The sequence below is a fragment of the Streptosporangium sp. CA-135522 genome, from assembly GCF_050949235.1.
Taxonomy (GTDB): Bacteria; Actinomycetota; Actinomycetes; order Streptosporangiales; family Streptosporangiaceae; genus Streptosporangium.
In genome coordinates, this window is the sequence record NZ_CP192026.1 from 9,335,802 (window position 1) to 9,350,632 (window position 14,831).

12 protein-coding genes are annotated in these 14,831 nt (G+C 71.3%); 6 read left to right on the plus strand and 6 right to left on the minus strand.

What is annotated here, in order from left to right; genetic code table 11:
* Nucleotides 1–20 precede the first annotated feature (20 nt).
* The 3 genes from ACQPYK_RS43900 (at nucleotide 21) to ACQPYK_RS43910 (ending at nucleotide 3,662) form a co-directional block, all read left to right on the plus strand.
* Nucleotides 21–2,084: an RNA degradosome polyphosphate kinase gene (locus ACQPYK_RS43900; protein WP_433245697.1), complete on the plus strand. Its 2,064-nt coding sequence runs from the start codon at nucleotides 21–23 to the stop codon at nucleotides 2,082–2,084.
* Nucleotides 2,077–2,955: an NUDIX hydrolase gene (locus ACQPYK_RS43905; protein WP_433245700.1), complete on the plus strand. Its 879-nt coding sequence runs from the start codon at nucleotides 2,077–2,079 to the stop codon at nucleotides 2,953–2,955. The genes ACQPYK_RS43900 and ACQPYK_RS43905 overlap by 8 nt, the downstream gene beginning before the upstream one ends.
* 74 nt (nucleotides 2,956–3,029) lie before the next feature.
* On the plus strand, nucleotides 3,030–3,662 hold the full coding sequence (locus ACQPYK_RS43910) for a TMEM175 family protein (RefSeq protein WP_433245703.1): 633 nt from the start codon (nucleotides 3,030–3,032) through the stop codon (nucleotides 3,660–3,662).
* Between the two features lie 34 nt (nucleotides 3,663–3,696).
* On the opposite strand, the gene ACQPYK_RS43915 is transcribed toward ACQPYK_RS43910, so the two are convergent.
* Both ACQPYK_RS43915 and ACQPYK_RS43920 read right to left on the minus strand, forming a co-directional pair.
* Entirely contained in the window at nucleotides 3,697–5,175 is a 1,479-nt protein-coding gene (locus ACQPYK_RS43915) for a CHAD domain-containing protein (protein WP_433245706.1), read from the minus strand.
* Between the two features lie 90 nt (nucleotides 5,176–5,265).
* Complete coding sequence (locus tag ACQPYK_RS43920; RefSeq protein WP_433245709.1) at nucleotides 5,266–6,030, minus strand: trans-aconitate 2-methyltransferase; 765 nt, start codon at nucleotides 6,028–6,030, stop codon at nucleotides 5,266–5,268.
* 56 nt (nucleotides 6,031–6,086) lie between these two features.
* On the opposite strand from ACQPYK_RS43920, the gene ACQPYK_RS43925 reads away from it, so the two are divergent.
* The gene (locus ACQPYK_RS43925) at nucleotides 6,087–6,629 is read left to right on the plus strand and encodes a MarR family winged helix-turn-helix transcriptional regulator (RefSeq protein WP_433245712.1); all 543 of its coding nucleotides are present in this window, start codon (nucleotides 6,087–6,089) and stop codon (nucleotides 6,627–6,629) included.
* A gap of 48 nt (nucleotides 6,630–6,677) precedes the next feature.
* On the opposite strand, the gene ACQPYK_RS43930 is transcribed toward ACQPYK_RS43925, so the two are convergent.
* The 3 genes from ACQPYK_RS43930 to rsmA all read right to left on the minus strand — a co-directional run bounded on the left by ACQPYK_RS43930 (nucleotide 6,678) and on the right by rsmA (nucleotide 10,405).
* The gene (locus tag ACQPYK_RS43930; protein WP_433245715.1) at nucleotides 6,678–8,480 is read right to left on the minus strand and encodes an ABC-F family ATP-binding cassette domain-containing protein; all 1,803 of its coding nucleotides are present in this window, start codon (nucleotides 8,478–8,480) and stop codon (nucleotides 6,678–6,680) included.
* Nucleotides 8,481–8,507: 27 nt separating this feature from the next.
* A complete protein-coding gene (locus ACQPYK_RS43935) occupies nucleotides 8,508–9,410 on the minus strand; it encodes a 4-(cytidine 5'-diphospho)-2-C-methyl-D-erythritol kinase (protein WP_433245718.1) in 903 nt (300 codons plus the stop codon).
* Nucleotides 9,411–9,559: 149 nt separating this feature from the next.
* Nucleotides 9,560–10,405, minus strand: a complete 846-nt coding sequence (gene rsmA / locus ACQPYK_RS43940) for a 16S rRNA (adenine(1518)-N(6)/adenine(1519)-N(6))-dimethyltransferase RsmA (RefSeq protein WP_433245721.1) — start codon at nucleotides 10,403–10,405, stop codon at nucleotides 9,560–9,562.
* 159 nt (nucleotides 10,406–10,564) lie between these two features.
* Between rsmA and ACQPYK_RS43945 the strand changes: the two genes are divergently transcribed.
* Nucleotides 10,565–12,280, plus strand: a complete 1,716-nt coding sequence (locus ACQPYK_RS43945; protein ID WP_433245724.1) for a protein kinase domain-containing protein — start codon at nucleotides 10,565–10,567, stop codon at nucleotides 12,278–12,280.
* Nucleotides 12,277–13,797 (plus strand): hypothetical protein, encoded by a 1,521-nt coding sequence (locus ACQPYK_RS43950; protein ID WP_433245727.1) that lies wholly within the window; start codon nucleotides 12,277–12,279, stop codon nucleotides 13,795–13,797. Before ACQPYK_RS43945 ends, ACQPYK_RS43950 begins: the two co-directional genes overlap by 4 nt.
* Nucleotides 13,798–13,954: 157 nt before the next feature.
* On the opposite strand, the gene ACQPYK_RS43955 is transcribed toward ACQPYK_RS43950, so the two are convergent.
* Nucleotides 13,955–14,815, minus strand: a complete 861-nt coding sequence (locus ACQPYK_RS43955) for a TatD family hydrolase (RefSeq protein ID WP_433245730.1) — start codon at nucleotides 14,813–14,815, stop codon at nucleotides 13,955–13,957.
* Nucleotides 14,816–14,831 lie beyond the last annotated feature (16 nt).

A 14,831-nucleotide genomic window follows, 5' to 3' on the forward strand; every position in this document is an offset into this window, starting at 1 on the left:
AAAGCGGGCATTCTGGTCATATGTCCGCAGAACCCGCACACCCCATCCCCGAAGGACTCCCCCTTCCACAAGAACGCTTCCTCAACCGCGAGGAGAGCTGGTTACAGTTCAATCAGCGGGTTCTGGAGCTGGCGGAAGACCCGTCCCTCCCCCTGCTGGAGCGGGTCAGGTTCCTGGCGATCTTCGCCAGCAACCTGGACGAGTTCTTCCGGGTGCGGGTGGCCGGTCTCAAGCGGCGGATGGCCACCGGCCTGCTACTGCGGACGAAAAGCGGACTCAAGCCTCGCGAGGAGCTGGCCAGGATAGCCGCCATCGCCGACGACCTCGCACAGCGGCACTCGACCTGCTTCCACGATCGACTGTGCCCGCAACTGGCCGCCGAGGGCATCGAGATCGCCCGCTGGGAGGATCTCGGCCGGGACGAGCGCACCGAGATGCGCCGGCTCTTCCGGGAGCGGATCCGGCCGGTGCTGACACCGCTGGCCGTCGATCCCGCCCACCCTTTTCCCTATATCTCCGGCCTGTCGCTCAACCTTGCCGTCACCGTCCGTAATCCCACGACCGGTCACACCGTGTTCGCCCGGGTGAAGGTGCCGAGCCAGCTCCCCCGCTTCGTCGCGGCCTCCAAGGACCGCTTCGTCCCGCTCGAGGACGTGATCGCCGCACACCTCGGCCAGCTCTTCAAGGGCATGGAGGTCGTCGAGCACCACGTCTTCCGGGTGACGCGCAACGAGGACCTGGACGTCGACGAGGACGTCACCGAAAACCTCATGCAGGCGCTGGAGCGGGAGCTGCTCAAGCGCCGTTTCGGCCCGCCGGTCCGGCTGGAGGTCGAGGACACCATCACACCCGAGGTGCTGGACCTGCTGGTGGACGAGCTGGGGGTGGCCGAGCACGAGATCTATCGGCTGCCCGGCCCGCTGGACCTCACCGGACTGCACGCGATCGCCGACCTCGACCGGGGCGAGCTGAGCTTCCGCCCCTTCGTGCCCGCGGAGGTCGTCCACGTCGAGGACGACATCTTCGCGGTGCTCCGCGAGCGGGACGTGCTGCTGCACCACCCGTACGACTCGTTCGCCACGAGCGTGCAGCGCTTCATCGAGCAGGCGGCGGCCGATCCGAACGTGCTCGCCATCAAGCAGACGCTCTACCGGACCAGCGGCGACTCGCCGATCGTGGACGCGCTGATCGACGCGGCCGAGGCGGGCAAGCAGGTCGTCGTGGTGGTGGAGATCAAGGCGCGCTTCGACGAGCACGCCAACATCACCTGGGCGCGCAAGCTGGAGCGGGCCGGCTGCCACGTGGTCTACGGAGTGGTGGGACTGAAGACCCACTGCAAACTGGCCCTGGTCGTACGGCAGGAGCCCTCCGGCGAGCTGCGCAGCTACTGCCACATCGGCACCGGCAACTACAACCCCAAGACCGCCCGGGTCTACGAGGACCTGGGGCTGCTCACCGCCGATCCGCTGGTCGGCGAGGACGTCACCGACCTGTTCATCCACCTGACCGGATACTCCAACCACTCGGCCTACCGCCGGCTGCTGGTCGCCCCGCACTCGATGCGGGGCGGGCTGCTGGCCCGGATCGAGCGGGAGATCTCCCACCAGCAGGCGGGACGTCCGGCGGGCATCAGGATGAAAACGAACTCCCTGGTGGACGAGCCGATCATCGACGCGCTCTACCGGGCCTCCCAGGCGGGCGTCCCGGTCGACCTGTGGGTGCGCGGGGTGTGCACGCTACGGCCCGGCGTTCCCGGCCTGTCGGAGAACATCCGGGTCAGGAGCGTGCTGGGCCGGTTCCTGGAGCATTCGCGAATCTACGAGTTCGGCCGCGGGCGCAGGCCGGAGATCTGGATCGGCAGCGCGGACCTGATGCGCCGCAACCTGGACCGCCGGGTGGAGGCGCTGGTCAAGGTCACCAGCCAGCGGCAACGGGTCTATCTCAGCGATCTCCTCGACCGCGCGACGTCGGAGGAGACCTCCACCTGGTGGCTCAACTCGGACGGCACCTGGTCCCGGCACCAGGGCGAGGACCTGCAAACCCATCTGGTCGGCACCCGGCGGTGGAGGACGATTGATGACTGAGCTGGACGTCCATCCGACCGACATGATCCGGGCGGCCGGAGCGGTGGTGTGGCGGGGGGCCGAGTCCGCGCCGGAGGTCGCGCTCGTCCACCGGCCGAAGTACGACGACTGGACGTTCCCCAAGGGCAAGCTGAAGCCCGGCGAGCACGTCATCGCCGGGGCGCTGCGCGAGGTGGCCGAGGAGACGGGGATCACCGCGCGGCTCGGCCGGTCGCTGCCGCCGATCCACTATCTGAAGGGCAAGCGGCTCAAGCGCGTCGACTACTGGGCGGCCCGGGTGGTCTCCGGCGACCGGTACACCGCGGTGGACGAGGTCGACGAGGTGGTCTGGCTGCCGGTGAAGGAGGCCAGGCGGCGGCTGACCTACGAGTGGGACGCCGGGCTGCTCCGCGCGCTCACCGCGGTGCCCCTGGAGACCACGCCGCTCATCCTCGTCCGGCACGGCCTGGCGGGGTCGCGCCAGGACTGGGAGGGGGACGACGACGAGAGGCCGCTCGACGAGGCGGGCACGATGCAGGCCGAGGTGCTCGCGGACGTGCTGTCCGGCTACCACCCCACCGAGCTCGTCAGCTCCCCCAGCAGGCGGTGCGTGCAGACGCTGGAACCGTACGCCGAACGGGCCGGTCTGGAGATCCGCCGCGAACGCCTGCTGTCGGAGACCAACTACGACCCCCGTGCCTCTCTTCGCCTGGTCTCCAAAGCGATGGACTCGAACCTGCCCGTGGCTCTGTGCAGCCACGGCAAGGTCCTGCCCGAGCTGATCGCCGGCATCGGCGACCGGCCGGGGGACGTGCAGTTGCGTAAGGGCGCCTTCATGGTGCTGCACCACGCCGACGGCAAGGTCGTGGGCATGGACCGCTACCTCACCTAGCCGTGACGAACGACGCAGGCGACCCTTCAAAGGAGTTTCAAGGGGATAGAGGCTGTTTCGCTACCATTTCTGCCGTGACCGATATCGGCGGTGGGACCGCCATGAGCACGGGCCGGGTCGAGGCCTTCAGCGACGGCGTATTCGCCATCGCGATCACTTTGCTGGTCCTGGAGATCCGGCTCCCCGAGGAGCCGCGGTCCCACGCGCATCTCTGGGAGGCGCTCTGGGGGCTGTGGCCCTCATATCTCGCCTACGTGGTGACGTTCCTGCTGATCGGGATGATCTGGATGAACCACCACCGGATGTTCAACCACATCCGCAGGGTCGACGGAATGCTGCTCGCGCTCAACCTGCTCCTGCTCATGGACGTGGCCTTCCTGCCCTTTCCCACGCACGTGCTGGCCGAGGCCATCACCGCGGGGGAGGGCGCTTCGGCCGCCGCGGTCTTCTACGGCGCGATCCTGGTGATCGGCGGGCTGTTCTTCAACGGGCTGTGGTGGTACGCCTCCTCCCGGCACCGCCACCTCGGCGACGGCATCACGCCCGCCGAGGCGCGGGCCCTTCGCATCCGCTGGGGGGTGGGTCCGCTGCTCTACCTCGTCGCCACGGCCGTCGGCGTGTTCAGCGCGATCGCCAGCCTGTGCCTGTACGTCTTCCTGCTGGCCTTCTACTTCTTCGACATGCGTCCACGCACCTCCGGGGCGTGATGCGGGCACCGCGGCCTTCGGGCCGGAGAGCAGGTCACAGGAGCTTGCCGACGGCCTGTACGGTCTCGGCCCAGATACGGGGAAACTCCTCGAAGGCGCGATCGGCCTCGGCCCGTTCCAGGCCGGTCAGCACGCCGTAGGTGAAGGTGTCCTCCCCCAGCAGCCGGGCGTTCTCGGCCTCGGCCGCCAGCCGTCCCTGCGCGACGACGCCGTCCAGGTGCGTGCCCAGCACCTCCTGGACGGACTCCGCCCGCTTGGCGAGCTTGTCCATCCCGATCGCCTCGGCGGTGTAGCGGGCGCGTTTGGCCGCCTTGCGCACGTCGTGCATGGCGTGCTCGCGTTCGGTGGGGTCACCGATGCTCTGGGCCCTGTCGTAGGCCCGGGTGACCCGGCGCCAGCTCTTGGCGGCGACGGTGTCCAAAGTGGCGGCGGGCTTGCCGGCGGCCTTGGTGAGCACGGGGGTGCCGGCCAGGTCGTCGAGGGCGTCGAGCAGGGCGAAGTAACGCTCGCCGCCGAGCGTCTCCCGGATCCGGTCGTAGGCCTCGTGCTCGGCGTCCAGCAGGTCGGAGCTGAGACGCGCCCTGATCGGGCCCACGATCAGAGTGCCGTCCAGGCTGTCGAGCCTGCCGGCGAAGCGTTCCCGAACGACCTCCAGGTCGCGTGCCTCACCAAGGATCTGCCCCAGCCACTTGAGCTCCTCCTGAAGGTGCTCGGTGCCTTCGACGAGCGCTGCGAACGACTTCAGCGCGCTGCGGAGACGGCGGCTGGCGACGCGCATCTGGTGCACCGCGTCCTCCTCGGCCCGCCGTACCCGGGGATCCTGCGAGAGCAGGGCGTCCGTCTGCGCGTGGAGGTAGTCCATGACGACCTCTCCGGCTGATCCCGGTCTGGTCGCGGCGCGTGGCGGCTCGGGAACGGACGTGGTGGCGCCGAGCAGGCGGGAGAGCTTGTTCGCCGAGTCGGCGGGGACGGCTCCGGCCTTGGTCAGTCGCCTGCCGGTCTTCCTGAGCAGTTTCTCGTCGCCCTCGATGAGCTCCGCCTCGACCTCGCGCCAGCGCTCGACGTGCGCCTCCGCGCCGAACACCGTGCCTTTGACCCGGTCGTCGGCGATCTCCACCAGCCGTACGCCCGCTCCGTTGACCAGTGCGGTCACCGCTCGGCGGGTGTCGAGCTCGGCGATCGGAGCCAGCGGGGCGCCCCGGGTGTGGGCGAGCACGAGGTTCGCCAGCTCAGGAGGAACGATCTTGGTGCTGCGGGTCAGGGGGTGGGTGACCTCCTGCCGGACGCCCTTGGCCCTGGGCAGCTTGAGGTGCCAGCCGGGGTCGGTCCCGCCCCTGCGCCGCCGCAGGGTGATGCCCCGGGCGGCGAGCCGCAGGTCGGGGGTGTCGAAGTAGAGTGCGACCAGCTGGTGGGACTTGGGGCCCACGACCTCCACGACTCCGGGCAGTCCGGTCAGCTCGGGGATCTCGTAGTCCACGGATACGTCGAATTTGTCCTCGACCTCTATCGCCACAGGTCATCCCCTGATTTGCCCAGTTATCAACCATGTTCTAGCAGTATTTATTGATGCCCGGTTATTCGTCCAGAAACGCTGAGCAATCGATCATTTCTGGGCGACCACGAATATGCGGCGGAACGGGAAGATCGTCCCGTACGGCCGCCGCGGGTAGGCCTCGCCGAGCAGGGCGGCGCAGTCGGCGAGGAAGACGTCCGCCTCCTCCGGATCCAGCCGGTCGAGCATGGGACGCAGAGCGGTGCCGGTGACCCACCGGAGCACGGCGTCTTCGCCGGCGAGCACGTGCAGGTAGGTGGTCTCCCACGCGTCCACCCGGCAGCCCAGCGCGGTGAGCCGGTCGAGATAGCCGGCCGGGTCGTCCACCGGTGATCGCCCGGCGAGGTCGGCGAGCCGGTCACGCCATTTCGTCCGGCACAGCTCGCGCACCAGCGCGTGGCTGGGAGCGTCGAAGTTGCCCGGCACCTGGAAGGCGAGCCAGCCCCCGGGGGCGAGCGCGTCGATCCAGCGCGCCAGCAACTCCCGGTGCTCGGGCACCCACTGCAGGACCGCGTTGGAGACGATCACGTCCACCGGACGCTCGGGGCGCCATCGCGTGACGTCGCCCACGGAGAAGGACAGCCGGTCGCCGGCCGGAGCCTTCCCGATCATCGCGGGCGAGGAGTCGAACCCGTGCACGTCGGCGTCCGGCCAGCGCCGGGCGAGCTCGGCGGTGAGTTCGCCGCTGCCGCAGCCCACGTCGACCACCTGGCGGGGATGCTCGGCGGCTATCCTTGCGACGAGGTCGAAGAAGGGCCGTGAGCGCTCGTCGGCATAGCGGCCGTAGATCTCGGGATCCCACATATCTCTTGACATCAAGATAATTGATATCGAGCGAGATATCTCGATGTCAAGAGAGATACACTCGTCGTATGACCCTGCACCACGCGGACCACGACGCCGACCGCCCCGCGGACGAGGTCGATCGTCTGGTCGCCGCCTGGCGCCAGGAGCGACCCGACCTGGACGTGGAGCCCCTCCAGGTGCTCAGCCGGGTCTCCCGGCTGGCCCGCCACCTGGACCGTGCCCGCCGGGCCTCCTTCGCCGAGCACGACCTGGAGACCTGGGAGTTCGACGTGCTCACGGCCCTGCGCCGGGCCGGCGAGCCGTACGAACTGAGCCCGGGGGCCCTGCTGCGCGCGACCCTGGTGACGTCCGGGACGATGACCAACCGGATCGACCGCCTCGCCGCGGCCGGGCTGGTCCGGCGGCGCCCCGACCCCGAGGATCGGCGCGGGGTCCTGGTGTCCCTGACCGACGCCGGGCGGGTCCGGGTGGACAACGCCTTCGCCGACCTGCTCCGCCGGGAGCGCGAGTTGCTGGCGAGCCTCGGAAAACATGAACAGCAGGCCCTTTCGGGCCTGCTGCGCACGCTACTCGTCCCTTTTGACGCGACCGACACCGGAGCGCACTGAGCACTCTGCCCCGCTGACCGGGGATAAACCGATCAGCGGGAAAGGGCTTCATTCACCCAGGCGGTCGGCCACCTCCAGCCATTCGGCCTCGATGGCGTCCTTCTCGGCGAGGATCTCCTTGAGCTCGGCGTCGAGGGAGGCCAGACGGCCGTAGTCGGCGGCGGCGTCGGCCATGGAGGCGTGCAGCTTCGCCTCCCGGCCGCTCAGCTTGTCGAGCTGACGCTCCAGACGGGAGAGCTCCTTGCGAAGCTCACGCTCCTCCTTGGTCGACAGACCGGACTCCGGGGCCCCCACGGGAGCCGCCGGGGTCGCGGGCGCCGCCGAGGCGGAGGCCGCCCGTGCCGACAGCGCCGCGCCCGAGGCGCGCCTGGCCAGGTATTCGTCCACGCCTCCGGGGAGCATCGACAACCTGCCGTCGCCGAGCAGGGCGACGATCCGGTCGGAGACCCGCTCCAGGAAGTAACGGTCGTGGCTGACCAGGACCAGCGTGCCCGGCCAGCCGTCGAGCAGGTCCTCCAGCTCGTTGAGCGTCTCGATGTCGAGGTCGTTGGTCGGCTCGTCGAGCAGCAGGACGTTCGGGTCGTCCATCAGCAGCCGGAGAAGCTGCAGCCGCCGCCGCTCGCCACCGGACAGGTCGCCGACGACCTTCCACTGGGCGTCGCCCTTGAAGCCGAGGCGCTCCAGGAGCTGGGAGGCGGTCCACTCCTTCTTGCCGACCTGGATGAACTTGCGGATCTCCTCGACCGTCTCCAGCACCCGGCGGGCGGGGTCGAGCTCGCTCAGCTCCTGCGACAGGTGGGCCAGGCGGACCGTCCGGCCCCGCACGACCCTGCCGGAGTCAGGCTGGACCGTGTCGGAGAGCAGGCGCAGCACCGAGGACTTGCCCGAACCGTTCACACCGATCAGGCCGATCCGGTCACCCGGGCCGAACTGCCAGGTGGAGTGGTCGAGGACCAGCGGGCCCTGCCCGGGACCGCCGGCGTGCAGGGTGACGTCCTCAAGATCGTAGACCGTACGGCCCAGCCGGGCGGCGGCGAACTTGACCAGCTCGACGGTCTCCCGGGCGGGAGGCTCGTCGGCGATCAGCGCCTGGGCCGCGTCGATGCGGAACTTGGGCTTGGAGGTGCGCGCGGGCGGGCCACGGCGCAGCCAGGCGATCTCCTTGCGCATCAGGTTCTGGCGGCGGGCCTCGGAGGCGGCGGCGACCCGGGCGCGTTCGGCCTTGGCCAGCACGTAGGCGGCGTACCCGCCTTCGTAACGCTCGACCGAGCCGTCCACGACCTCCCAGGTCCGGGTGGAGACCGCGTCCAGGAACCACCGGTCGTGGGTGACGACCAGCAACGCGGTCCTGCGGCCGGACAGGTGCCTGGCCAGCCAGTCGATGGCCTCGATGTCGAGGTGGTTGGTGGGCTCGTCCAGGATGATCAGGTCGTGCTCGTCGATGAGCAGCTTGGCGAGCGCCGTACGGCGCCGCTCACCGCCCGACAGGCTCCCGGCGAGCGCGGTGAGATCGATGTCACCGAGCAGGCTGGCCAGGATCTCGCGGATGCCCGCGTCACCGGCCCATTCGTGCTCGGGCCTGCCGCCGAGGACGATGTCCTGCACCGACAGCGCCGGATCGAGATCGTCACCCTGGGACAGGGTCCCGACGTGAAGCCCCCGGTTGTGGGTGACCCGCCCGCCGTTGGGCTTGAGATCGCCGGCGATCACCGAGATGAGCGTGGTCTTGCCGCCGCCGTTGCGGCCGACCACCCCGATGCGATCGCCCGCCTCGATGCCGAGGGAGACGTCGCTGAGCAGCGGCTTGGGACCGTAGGAGTGGGAGACCGACTCAAGATTGACCAGATTCATCGCCCTACAAGGGTATCCGCTCGCGGCCTACACCACCGTCGGGCCGGGAACGGGGCCATAGGCGGTGATGACGTCGCGGGCCACGCCCGCGGCCTTGAGGGAAAGGGCCAGCTCATCGGCGTGCGACTCGGACTCGGCGAGGAAGGCGCAGGTGGGTCCTGAGCCGGAGACGACGGCTCCGAACGCCCCGTGCTCGCGACCGGCCTCCAGGGTGCGGGCCAGGGAGCGGCGGAGCATCACGGCCGCGGGCTGCAGGTCGTTGGCCAGCTCGGCGCCCAGGGCCTTGGCGTCTCCCCTGCGCAGCGCGGCCAGCAGCGGGTCGGCGGCCCGGGGCCAGGCGACCCGCTCGCCGAGCGCCTCGCGCATGCGGTCGCACTCGGCGTAGACCTTGGCCGTGGACAGGCCGCCGTCGGCCAGCGCGAACACCCAGTGGAAGCGGCCGCCGACCTCCAGCGGGGTGAGCCGCTCGCCCCGGCCGGTGCCGACCGCCGTACCGCCGAGCAGCGCGAACGGGACGTCGCTGCCGAGGTCGGCGGCGATCTCCAGCAGATCCTCCATCGGCAGGCCGAGGCCCCACAGCTCGTTGCAGGCGACCAGCGCGGCGGCGGCGTCGGCGCTGCCGCCGGCCATGCCGCCCGCCACCGGGATCGCCTTGCGAATGATCAGGTTGACGCCGTAGGACCGGCCGGCGTGCCTGGCCAGCGCCAGGGCGGCCTGGATGGCGAGATTGTCGCCGTCTTCGGGCACCTGGTCGGCGGACTCGCCCTCGACCCGGACGCTCATCCCGATCTCCGCGGTGGCCGTCACCTCATCGAAGATCGAGACCGCGTGGAAGACGTTCACCAGGTCGTGGTAGCCGTCATCGCGCAGCGGCCCGACGGCCAGCTGCAGGTTGACCTTCGCGGGCACACGGACGGTCACGGAGTTCATGCGTCCCTCATCGGCGCTCGCTTGCTCGTCACGGTGTCCGATCGTAACGGGGGCCGTCCGCGCTCCGCGCCTCCCCCCTCGCGCCGTCCCTGACGGGGGCCGTCCGCACCCCGCGCCTCCCCCTCGCGCCGCCCCTTCGGCCGGTCGCGCTAGACGCGGTTCTCGGCGATCCGCGCGAAATCCTCGACGGTGAGCTGCTCACCACGTTGCGCGGGGTCGATCCCGGCGGCGCGCAGCGCCTGCTCGGCGGCGGCGGCCGTACCGGCCCAGGAGGCCAGCGCGGCGCGCAGGGTCTTGCGGCGCTGGGCGAAGGCGGCGTCGACGACGGCGAAGACGTCCTCGCGGCCGGCCTTGGTCGAGGGAGGCTCACGACGGGTCATCGCGACGAGGCCGGAGTCGACGTTGGGAACCGGCCAGAAGACCGTGCGGCCGACGGGACCGGCCCGGCGGACGTCGGCGTACCAGGCGGCCTTGACCGACGGAATGCCGTAGATCTTGGAACCCGGTGCGGCGGCCAGCCGGTCGGCGACCTCGGACTGGACCATGACCAGGATGGTGCGCAGGGACGGCAGGGTCTCCAGCAGGTGCAGCACCACCGGGACGGACACGTTGTAGGGCAGGTTGGCGACCAGCGCGGTCGGCTGTTCCTCGGGCAGGTCGCCGGACCGGATACGCAGGGCGTCGGCGAGCACGACGGTGAGGCGGTCGGCGAACTCCGGGGCGCGCTCGGCGACGGTCAGCGGCAGCTGGGCGGCCAGGACCGGATCGATCTCCACCGCCACCACGCCGCGGACCTCGGGAAGCAGCGCGAGGGTGAGCGAGCCCAGCCCGGGGCCGACCTCGATGACCACGTCATCCGGCCGGAGCCCGGCGACCCGGACGATCCGGCGGACCGTGCCGCCGTCGATCACGAAGTTCTGGCCGAGCTTTTTCGTCGGACGGATATCCAGCTTCTCCGCCAAATTACGTATTTCTACCGGGCCGAGAAGACTCATGCTGGTTCCCCGCCCGGCGCCACGGCACCTGCGTTCGCCGGGCCGCTGTGCCCGGCCCGTTCGCTGCGCTTGCTCACGACTGCACTCCCCACGTCATCCGACAAGTTTCGCGCATCGAACGTACTGTGACGACGCGTGATGAACATGGGAGGTTCCGTTGTGGATAACGTTGCCATACGGGGGATCGTCGGCAAGGAAGGGGATCCACCCGGTGATGAGGACGTGAACCACCCTGCCGAGGGGTTACGCCCCGGCGACCCGGAGCAGGTCGGGGGTTACCGGCTGCTCGGGCGGCTCGGCGAGGGCGGCATGGGCACCGTCTACCTCGGACTGGCCCCCACCGGGCGACAGGTGGCGGTCAAGATGATCAAAGCGGAGTTCGCGGTCGAGGACGGGTTCGCCGTGAGGTTCCACGCCGAGGTGGACAACGCCCGCCGCGTGGCCTCGTTCTGCACCGCCCAGGTGCTCGACGACGGCACCGGCGAGGACGGCCGGCCGTACATGGTCACCGAATACATCGCCGGCACGCCCCTGTCCCGCCAGATCGCCCTGCACGGCCCGCTCGAACCCGGCCCCCTGCACGGGGTCGCCCTGGGGGTCGCCGCCGCGCTGGCCGCCATCCACGTCGCCGGACTGGTCCACCGCGACCTCAAGCCCGCCAACGTGATCCTGTCCATGTCGGGCCCCCGCGTGATCGATTTCGGCATCGCCAGGGCGTTGGACTCCACCCAGGGGTTCACCCTGTCGGGCGAGGTGCTCGGCAGCCCCGGCTGGTGGGCTCCCGAGCAGGTGCGGGGCCTGGAGATCACCCCGGCGGCCGACGTCTTCGCCTGGGGGTGCCTGGTCGCCTACGCGGGCAACGGCCGCCACCCGTACGGCAGAGGCGACCTGATCACCATGGCCACCCGGCTGCTGAACTCCCCTCCCGACCTCGGCGCGCTCCCCGCCCCCCTCGACGACCTGGTCCGCCGGGCCACCACGATGGACCCCCACCGGCGGCCCACCGCCCAAGACCTGCTGATCGCCCTGGTCGGCGGCGGGATCGCGGCGCCCGCGGCGGCGTCCGTCCCGGCGGACCCGCCCACCCTTGTCGCCACCGACATGCTCAGCCGGTCGTGGCGGCCCCCGGCCAACGTGGAGCCCGACTCCACCCGGACCTTCGGCATGCCGGGCGTGGAGGGCCCCTCGACCTCTCCCGGCCCTGACCCGGCCACGACCCCCTCCCCTACCTCCCCGCCGACCCCCTCCCCTGCCTCCCCGCCGCACACGGCCGCCGGTCCGTCCGAGACCCCGTCATCCGGTACGGCTCCCGCCTCACTGCGGCCGCCGCCCGTCACGACCGTCCGGGAACGGCCACCGCGACGACGCCTGCGGCTCGCCGTGCCCGCCGTGGCGACGGCCCTCGCCGCCACGATCGCCGTGCTGGTCGCCGTGCTGGTCAACGCGGGCGGGACTGGGCAGAAACCACGGGCGACGACCGGCACGAGGAGCGGCGTCACCGACGTGGGCCGCCGGATCGCGACCGGCTCCCTCATCGAGGATCCGCAACTGATCATCCCGCGGGCTCCGCGCTGCGACCTGACCGGCTACCAGGGCGCCACCTCGGCCCGCGGCCGGTTCTGCGTGATCGGCTGGATCCTGCTCAACACCGGTGGAAAAGCCGCTCCGGTCAGCCGCGTCCCTCTCACCCTGGTGGACGACCGCGGCGTGACCCACGCTCCCGAACCGGTCTCGACGGGCCTGTCGGGCATCCTGGCCCCCGGCGGCAAGATGGAGGGCGTCCTCGTCTACGACCTGCCCCCGGCCCGCAGACCTCTGAAGCTGACCGGCCGTGTCATCGAAGGGGGCGGGAAGATCGAGGTAAGGCTCTCATGAGAATTCTGGCGTTCCTGCTGGCCGCGGCGGTCCTGCCGATGCCGCCCGCCCTGCCCATCGCTCTGCCCGCCGCCCTGCCGGTGCCGCCCGCCGTTCACGCCGTCCTGCCCATCGCTCTGCCCGCCGCCCTGCCGGTGCCGCCCGCCGTTCACGCCGTCCTGCCCATCGCTCTGCCCGCCGCCCTGCCGGTGCCGCCCGCCGTTCACGCCGCCTCCGCCGACTGCTCCGGGGCGAGCGCGAACGACTTCGACGGCGACGGCACCGACGACACGGTGATCGGCGATCCGTTCGCCGGCGCCGCCGGGCTGGGCGGGGCCGGAGCCGTGCACATGCTGTTCGGCCGGGGCGAGGGCGGAACGGTCGTGACCGCTCCCCGGCCCGGCGCGGGCGACGGCTTCGGGTGGTCGGTGCGGATGACCCACCTCGACGCCGACCGCTGCGCGGACCTGCTGATCGGAGCGCCGTACACGGACGTGTCAGGCCTGCCGGACGCGGGCGCGGTCTACGCCGTGTACGGCGGGGCGCGGCGGGCGACGGCGCGTACGGTCGCCCCCGAACCGGAGCGCGACGCGCACTTCGGCTGGTCCCTGGCCGCCGGGACGACCGTGGTGGCGGTCGGCGCGCCGCACGAGGACGCCGACGGGGTGCGCGACGCGGGGGCGGTGTACGTTTTCGAGCCCGGCGCCCCGGACCGGGCCCGGCGGATCTCCCAGGAGAGCCCGGGAGTCTCCGGCAGCGGCGAGGTCGGCGACATGTTCGGCTGGTCGGTGGCGGTCGGCGGGCTGGGGGGCCTCCCCGGTGAGGAGGATCTCGCGGTCGGCGCGCCGTACGAGAACGACGACGGAGTGGGACGGCAGGACGGCGAGGGCAAGCTCGACTCGGGGGCGATCGCCGTGATCTTCGATGTGCGCGGCCCCCGGGAGGAGTACACCGGCCGCAAGTGGGACCTGCACGAGGTCGCCCCCGCCGAGGCGGGCGACCGCTTCGGCTACGCGATGGCCTACGCCCGGGAGGGCGACGTGGGCTACCTGGCGGTGAGCGCGCCGCTCGGCGACGGCGGAGGGGTCGAGGACTCCGGGCTGGTCCGGCTCTTCCGGGCGGCCGGCACCGCGCAGCTCACCCCCGCCGGCGTCTTCGACCAGGGCGCGGAGGGCGCCGCGGGCGACGGCTACGGCTTCTCGCTGGCGTTCGGCGGCGGGGAAAGCGGGGAGGACACCAGGCTGGCCGTGGGAATCCCGTTCCGCGGGCCGCAGCAGCGCGGCGGCGTACGGCTGGTGCCGGTGCGGGATCCGGGACAGGCCAGGCTGGTCGGTCGGGGCGGCCCCGGCGACCGCTCCGGCTGGGCGGTGGGATTCAGCGGGAACCGCCTGGTGGTCGGTGCGCCGGACCGGGGAGCCTCGGGAGCGGCGGCGCTGCTGGGCCGCAACGACGCCACGGGGATCACGCTCACACCGGGGACCGGCAAGGTGCCCGGCGTCGGCGGCGAATCGGCCGACTTCGGCGCGGCGGTGGGCTGAGCTCCCGGCGACGGCCTGACCACGCCGGAAACCGGACCGGACGAGCCGGGCGGCGCCGGACCGGACGAGCCGATGGAAAGGGAAAGCCGGACGACGCCGGACCGGACGAGCCGATGGAAAGGGGAAGCCGGGCGGCGCCGGACCGGCCCGGAGGCGGTCACCAGGAGCCGAAGACGGTCTCCCCGTTCGCGGTGATGACGGCGGCGAGCTCGGCCGCCTCCATCCCCTTGACCTCGGCCAGGCAACGCAGCGTCAGGGGCAGCAGGTAGGGCGCGTTGGGCTTGCCCCGATGCGGTGTCGGCGGGAGATAGGGCGCGTCCGTCTCGACGAGCATCAGCTCGCTGGGCGCGATCGCCGCGGCCTCGCGGAGGTAGGCGGCGTTCTTGTAGGTGACCGGGCCGGAGAAGGACATGAAGTAGCCGGCCTCGACGCACTTCTTCGCCATCTCGGCGTCGCCGGAGAAGCTGTGGAAGACCACGACCTCCGGGGCCCCCTGATCGGCCAGCACGCGCAGCACGTCGTCATGGGCCTCGCGGTCGTGGATCACCAGGGCCTTGCCGGTCCGCTTGGCGATCTCGATGTGCGCCCGGAAGCTGGCGTGCTGATCGTCCTTGGACGCCCAGTCGCGGTAGTAGTCGAGCCCGGTCTCCCCCACCGCCCGGACGTGGGGAAGCCGGGCCAGCTCCTCGATCTCGGTGAGGACCTCCGGCGTCGAGGCGTGCGCCTCGTTGGGATGGATCGCCACCCCGGCGTAGACGTCGTCGTGCAACCGCGCCGTGTCGGCGTTCCAGCGCGAGGACGGCAGGTCGTAGCCGATCGTGACGAGCCGCGTCACGCCGACCGAACGAGCCTCCCGGAGGATCCCCTCGACGCTCGCCTGCGCCGCCTGGGCGGCCTGGGCGACCGGATCTCCCGAGGACGCCTGGCGGTTGCCCACCATGATGTCCAGGTGACAGTGGCTGTCGAACACCTCGGTGGCCAGGGGGTCAGGGGCTGCGGGAAGCTTCGTCGTGCTCACGCCGTCCAACCTACCG

Bases quoted from the DNA above. Each gene is read 5' to 3' on its own strand.
- ACQPYK_RS43900 (WP_433245697.1), top strand. From the start codon at position 21: ATGTCCGCAGAACCCGCACACCCCATCCCCGAAGGACTCCCCCTTCCA.
- ACQPYK_RS43905 (WP_433245700.1), top strand. From the start codon at position 2,077: ATGACTGAGCTGGACGTCCATCCGACCGACATGATCCGGGCGGCCGGA.
- ACQPYK_RS43920 (WP_433245709.1), bottom strand. From the start codon at position 6,030: ATGTCAAGAGATATGTGGGATCCCGAGATCTACGGCCGCTATGCCGAC.
- ACQPYK_RS43925 (WP_433245712.1), top strand. From the start codon at position 6,087: ATGACCCTGCACCACGCGGACCACGACGCCGACCGCCCCGCGGACGAG.
- ACQPYK_RS43930 (WP_433245715.1), bottom strand. From the start codon at position 8,480: ATGAATCTGGTCAATCTTGAGTCGGTCTCCCACTCCTACGGTCCCAAG.
- ACQPYK_RS43935 (WP_433245718.1), bottom strand. From the start codon at position 9,410: ATGAACTCCGTGACCGTCCGTGTGCCCGCGAAGGTCAACCTGCAGCTG.
- rsmA (WP_433245721.1), bottom strand. From the start codon at position 10,405: ATGAGTCTTCTCGGCCCGGTAGAAATACGTAATTTGGCGGAGAAGCTG.
- ACQPYK_RS43950 (WP_433245727.1), top strand. From the start codon at position 12,277: ATGAGAATTCTGGCGTTCCTGCTGGCCGCGGCGGTCCTGCCGATGCCG.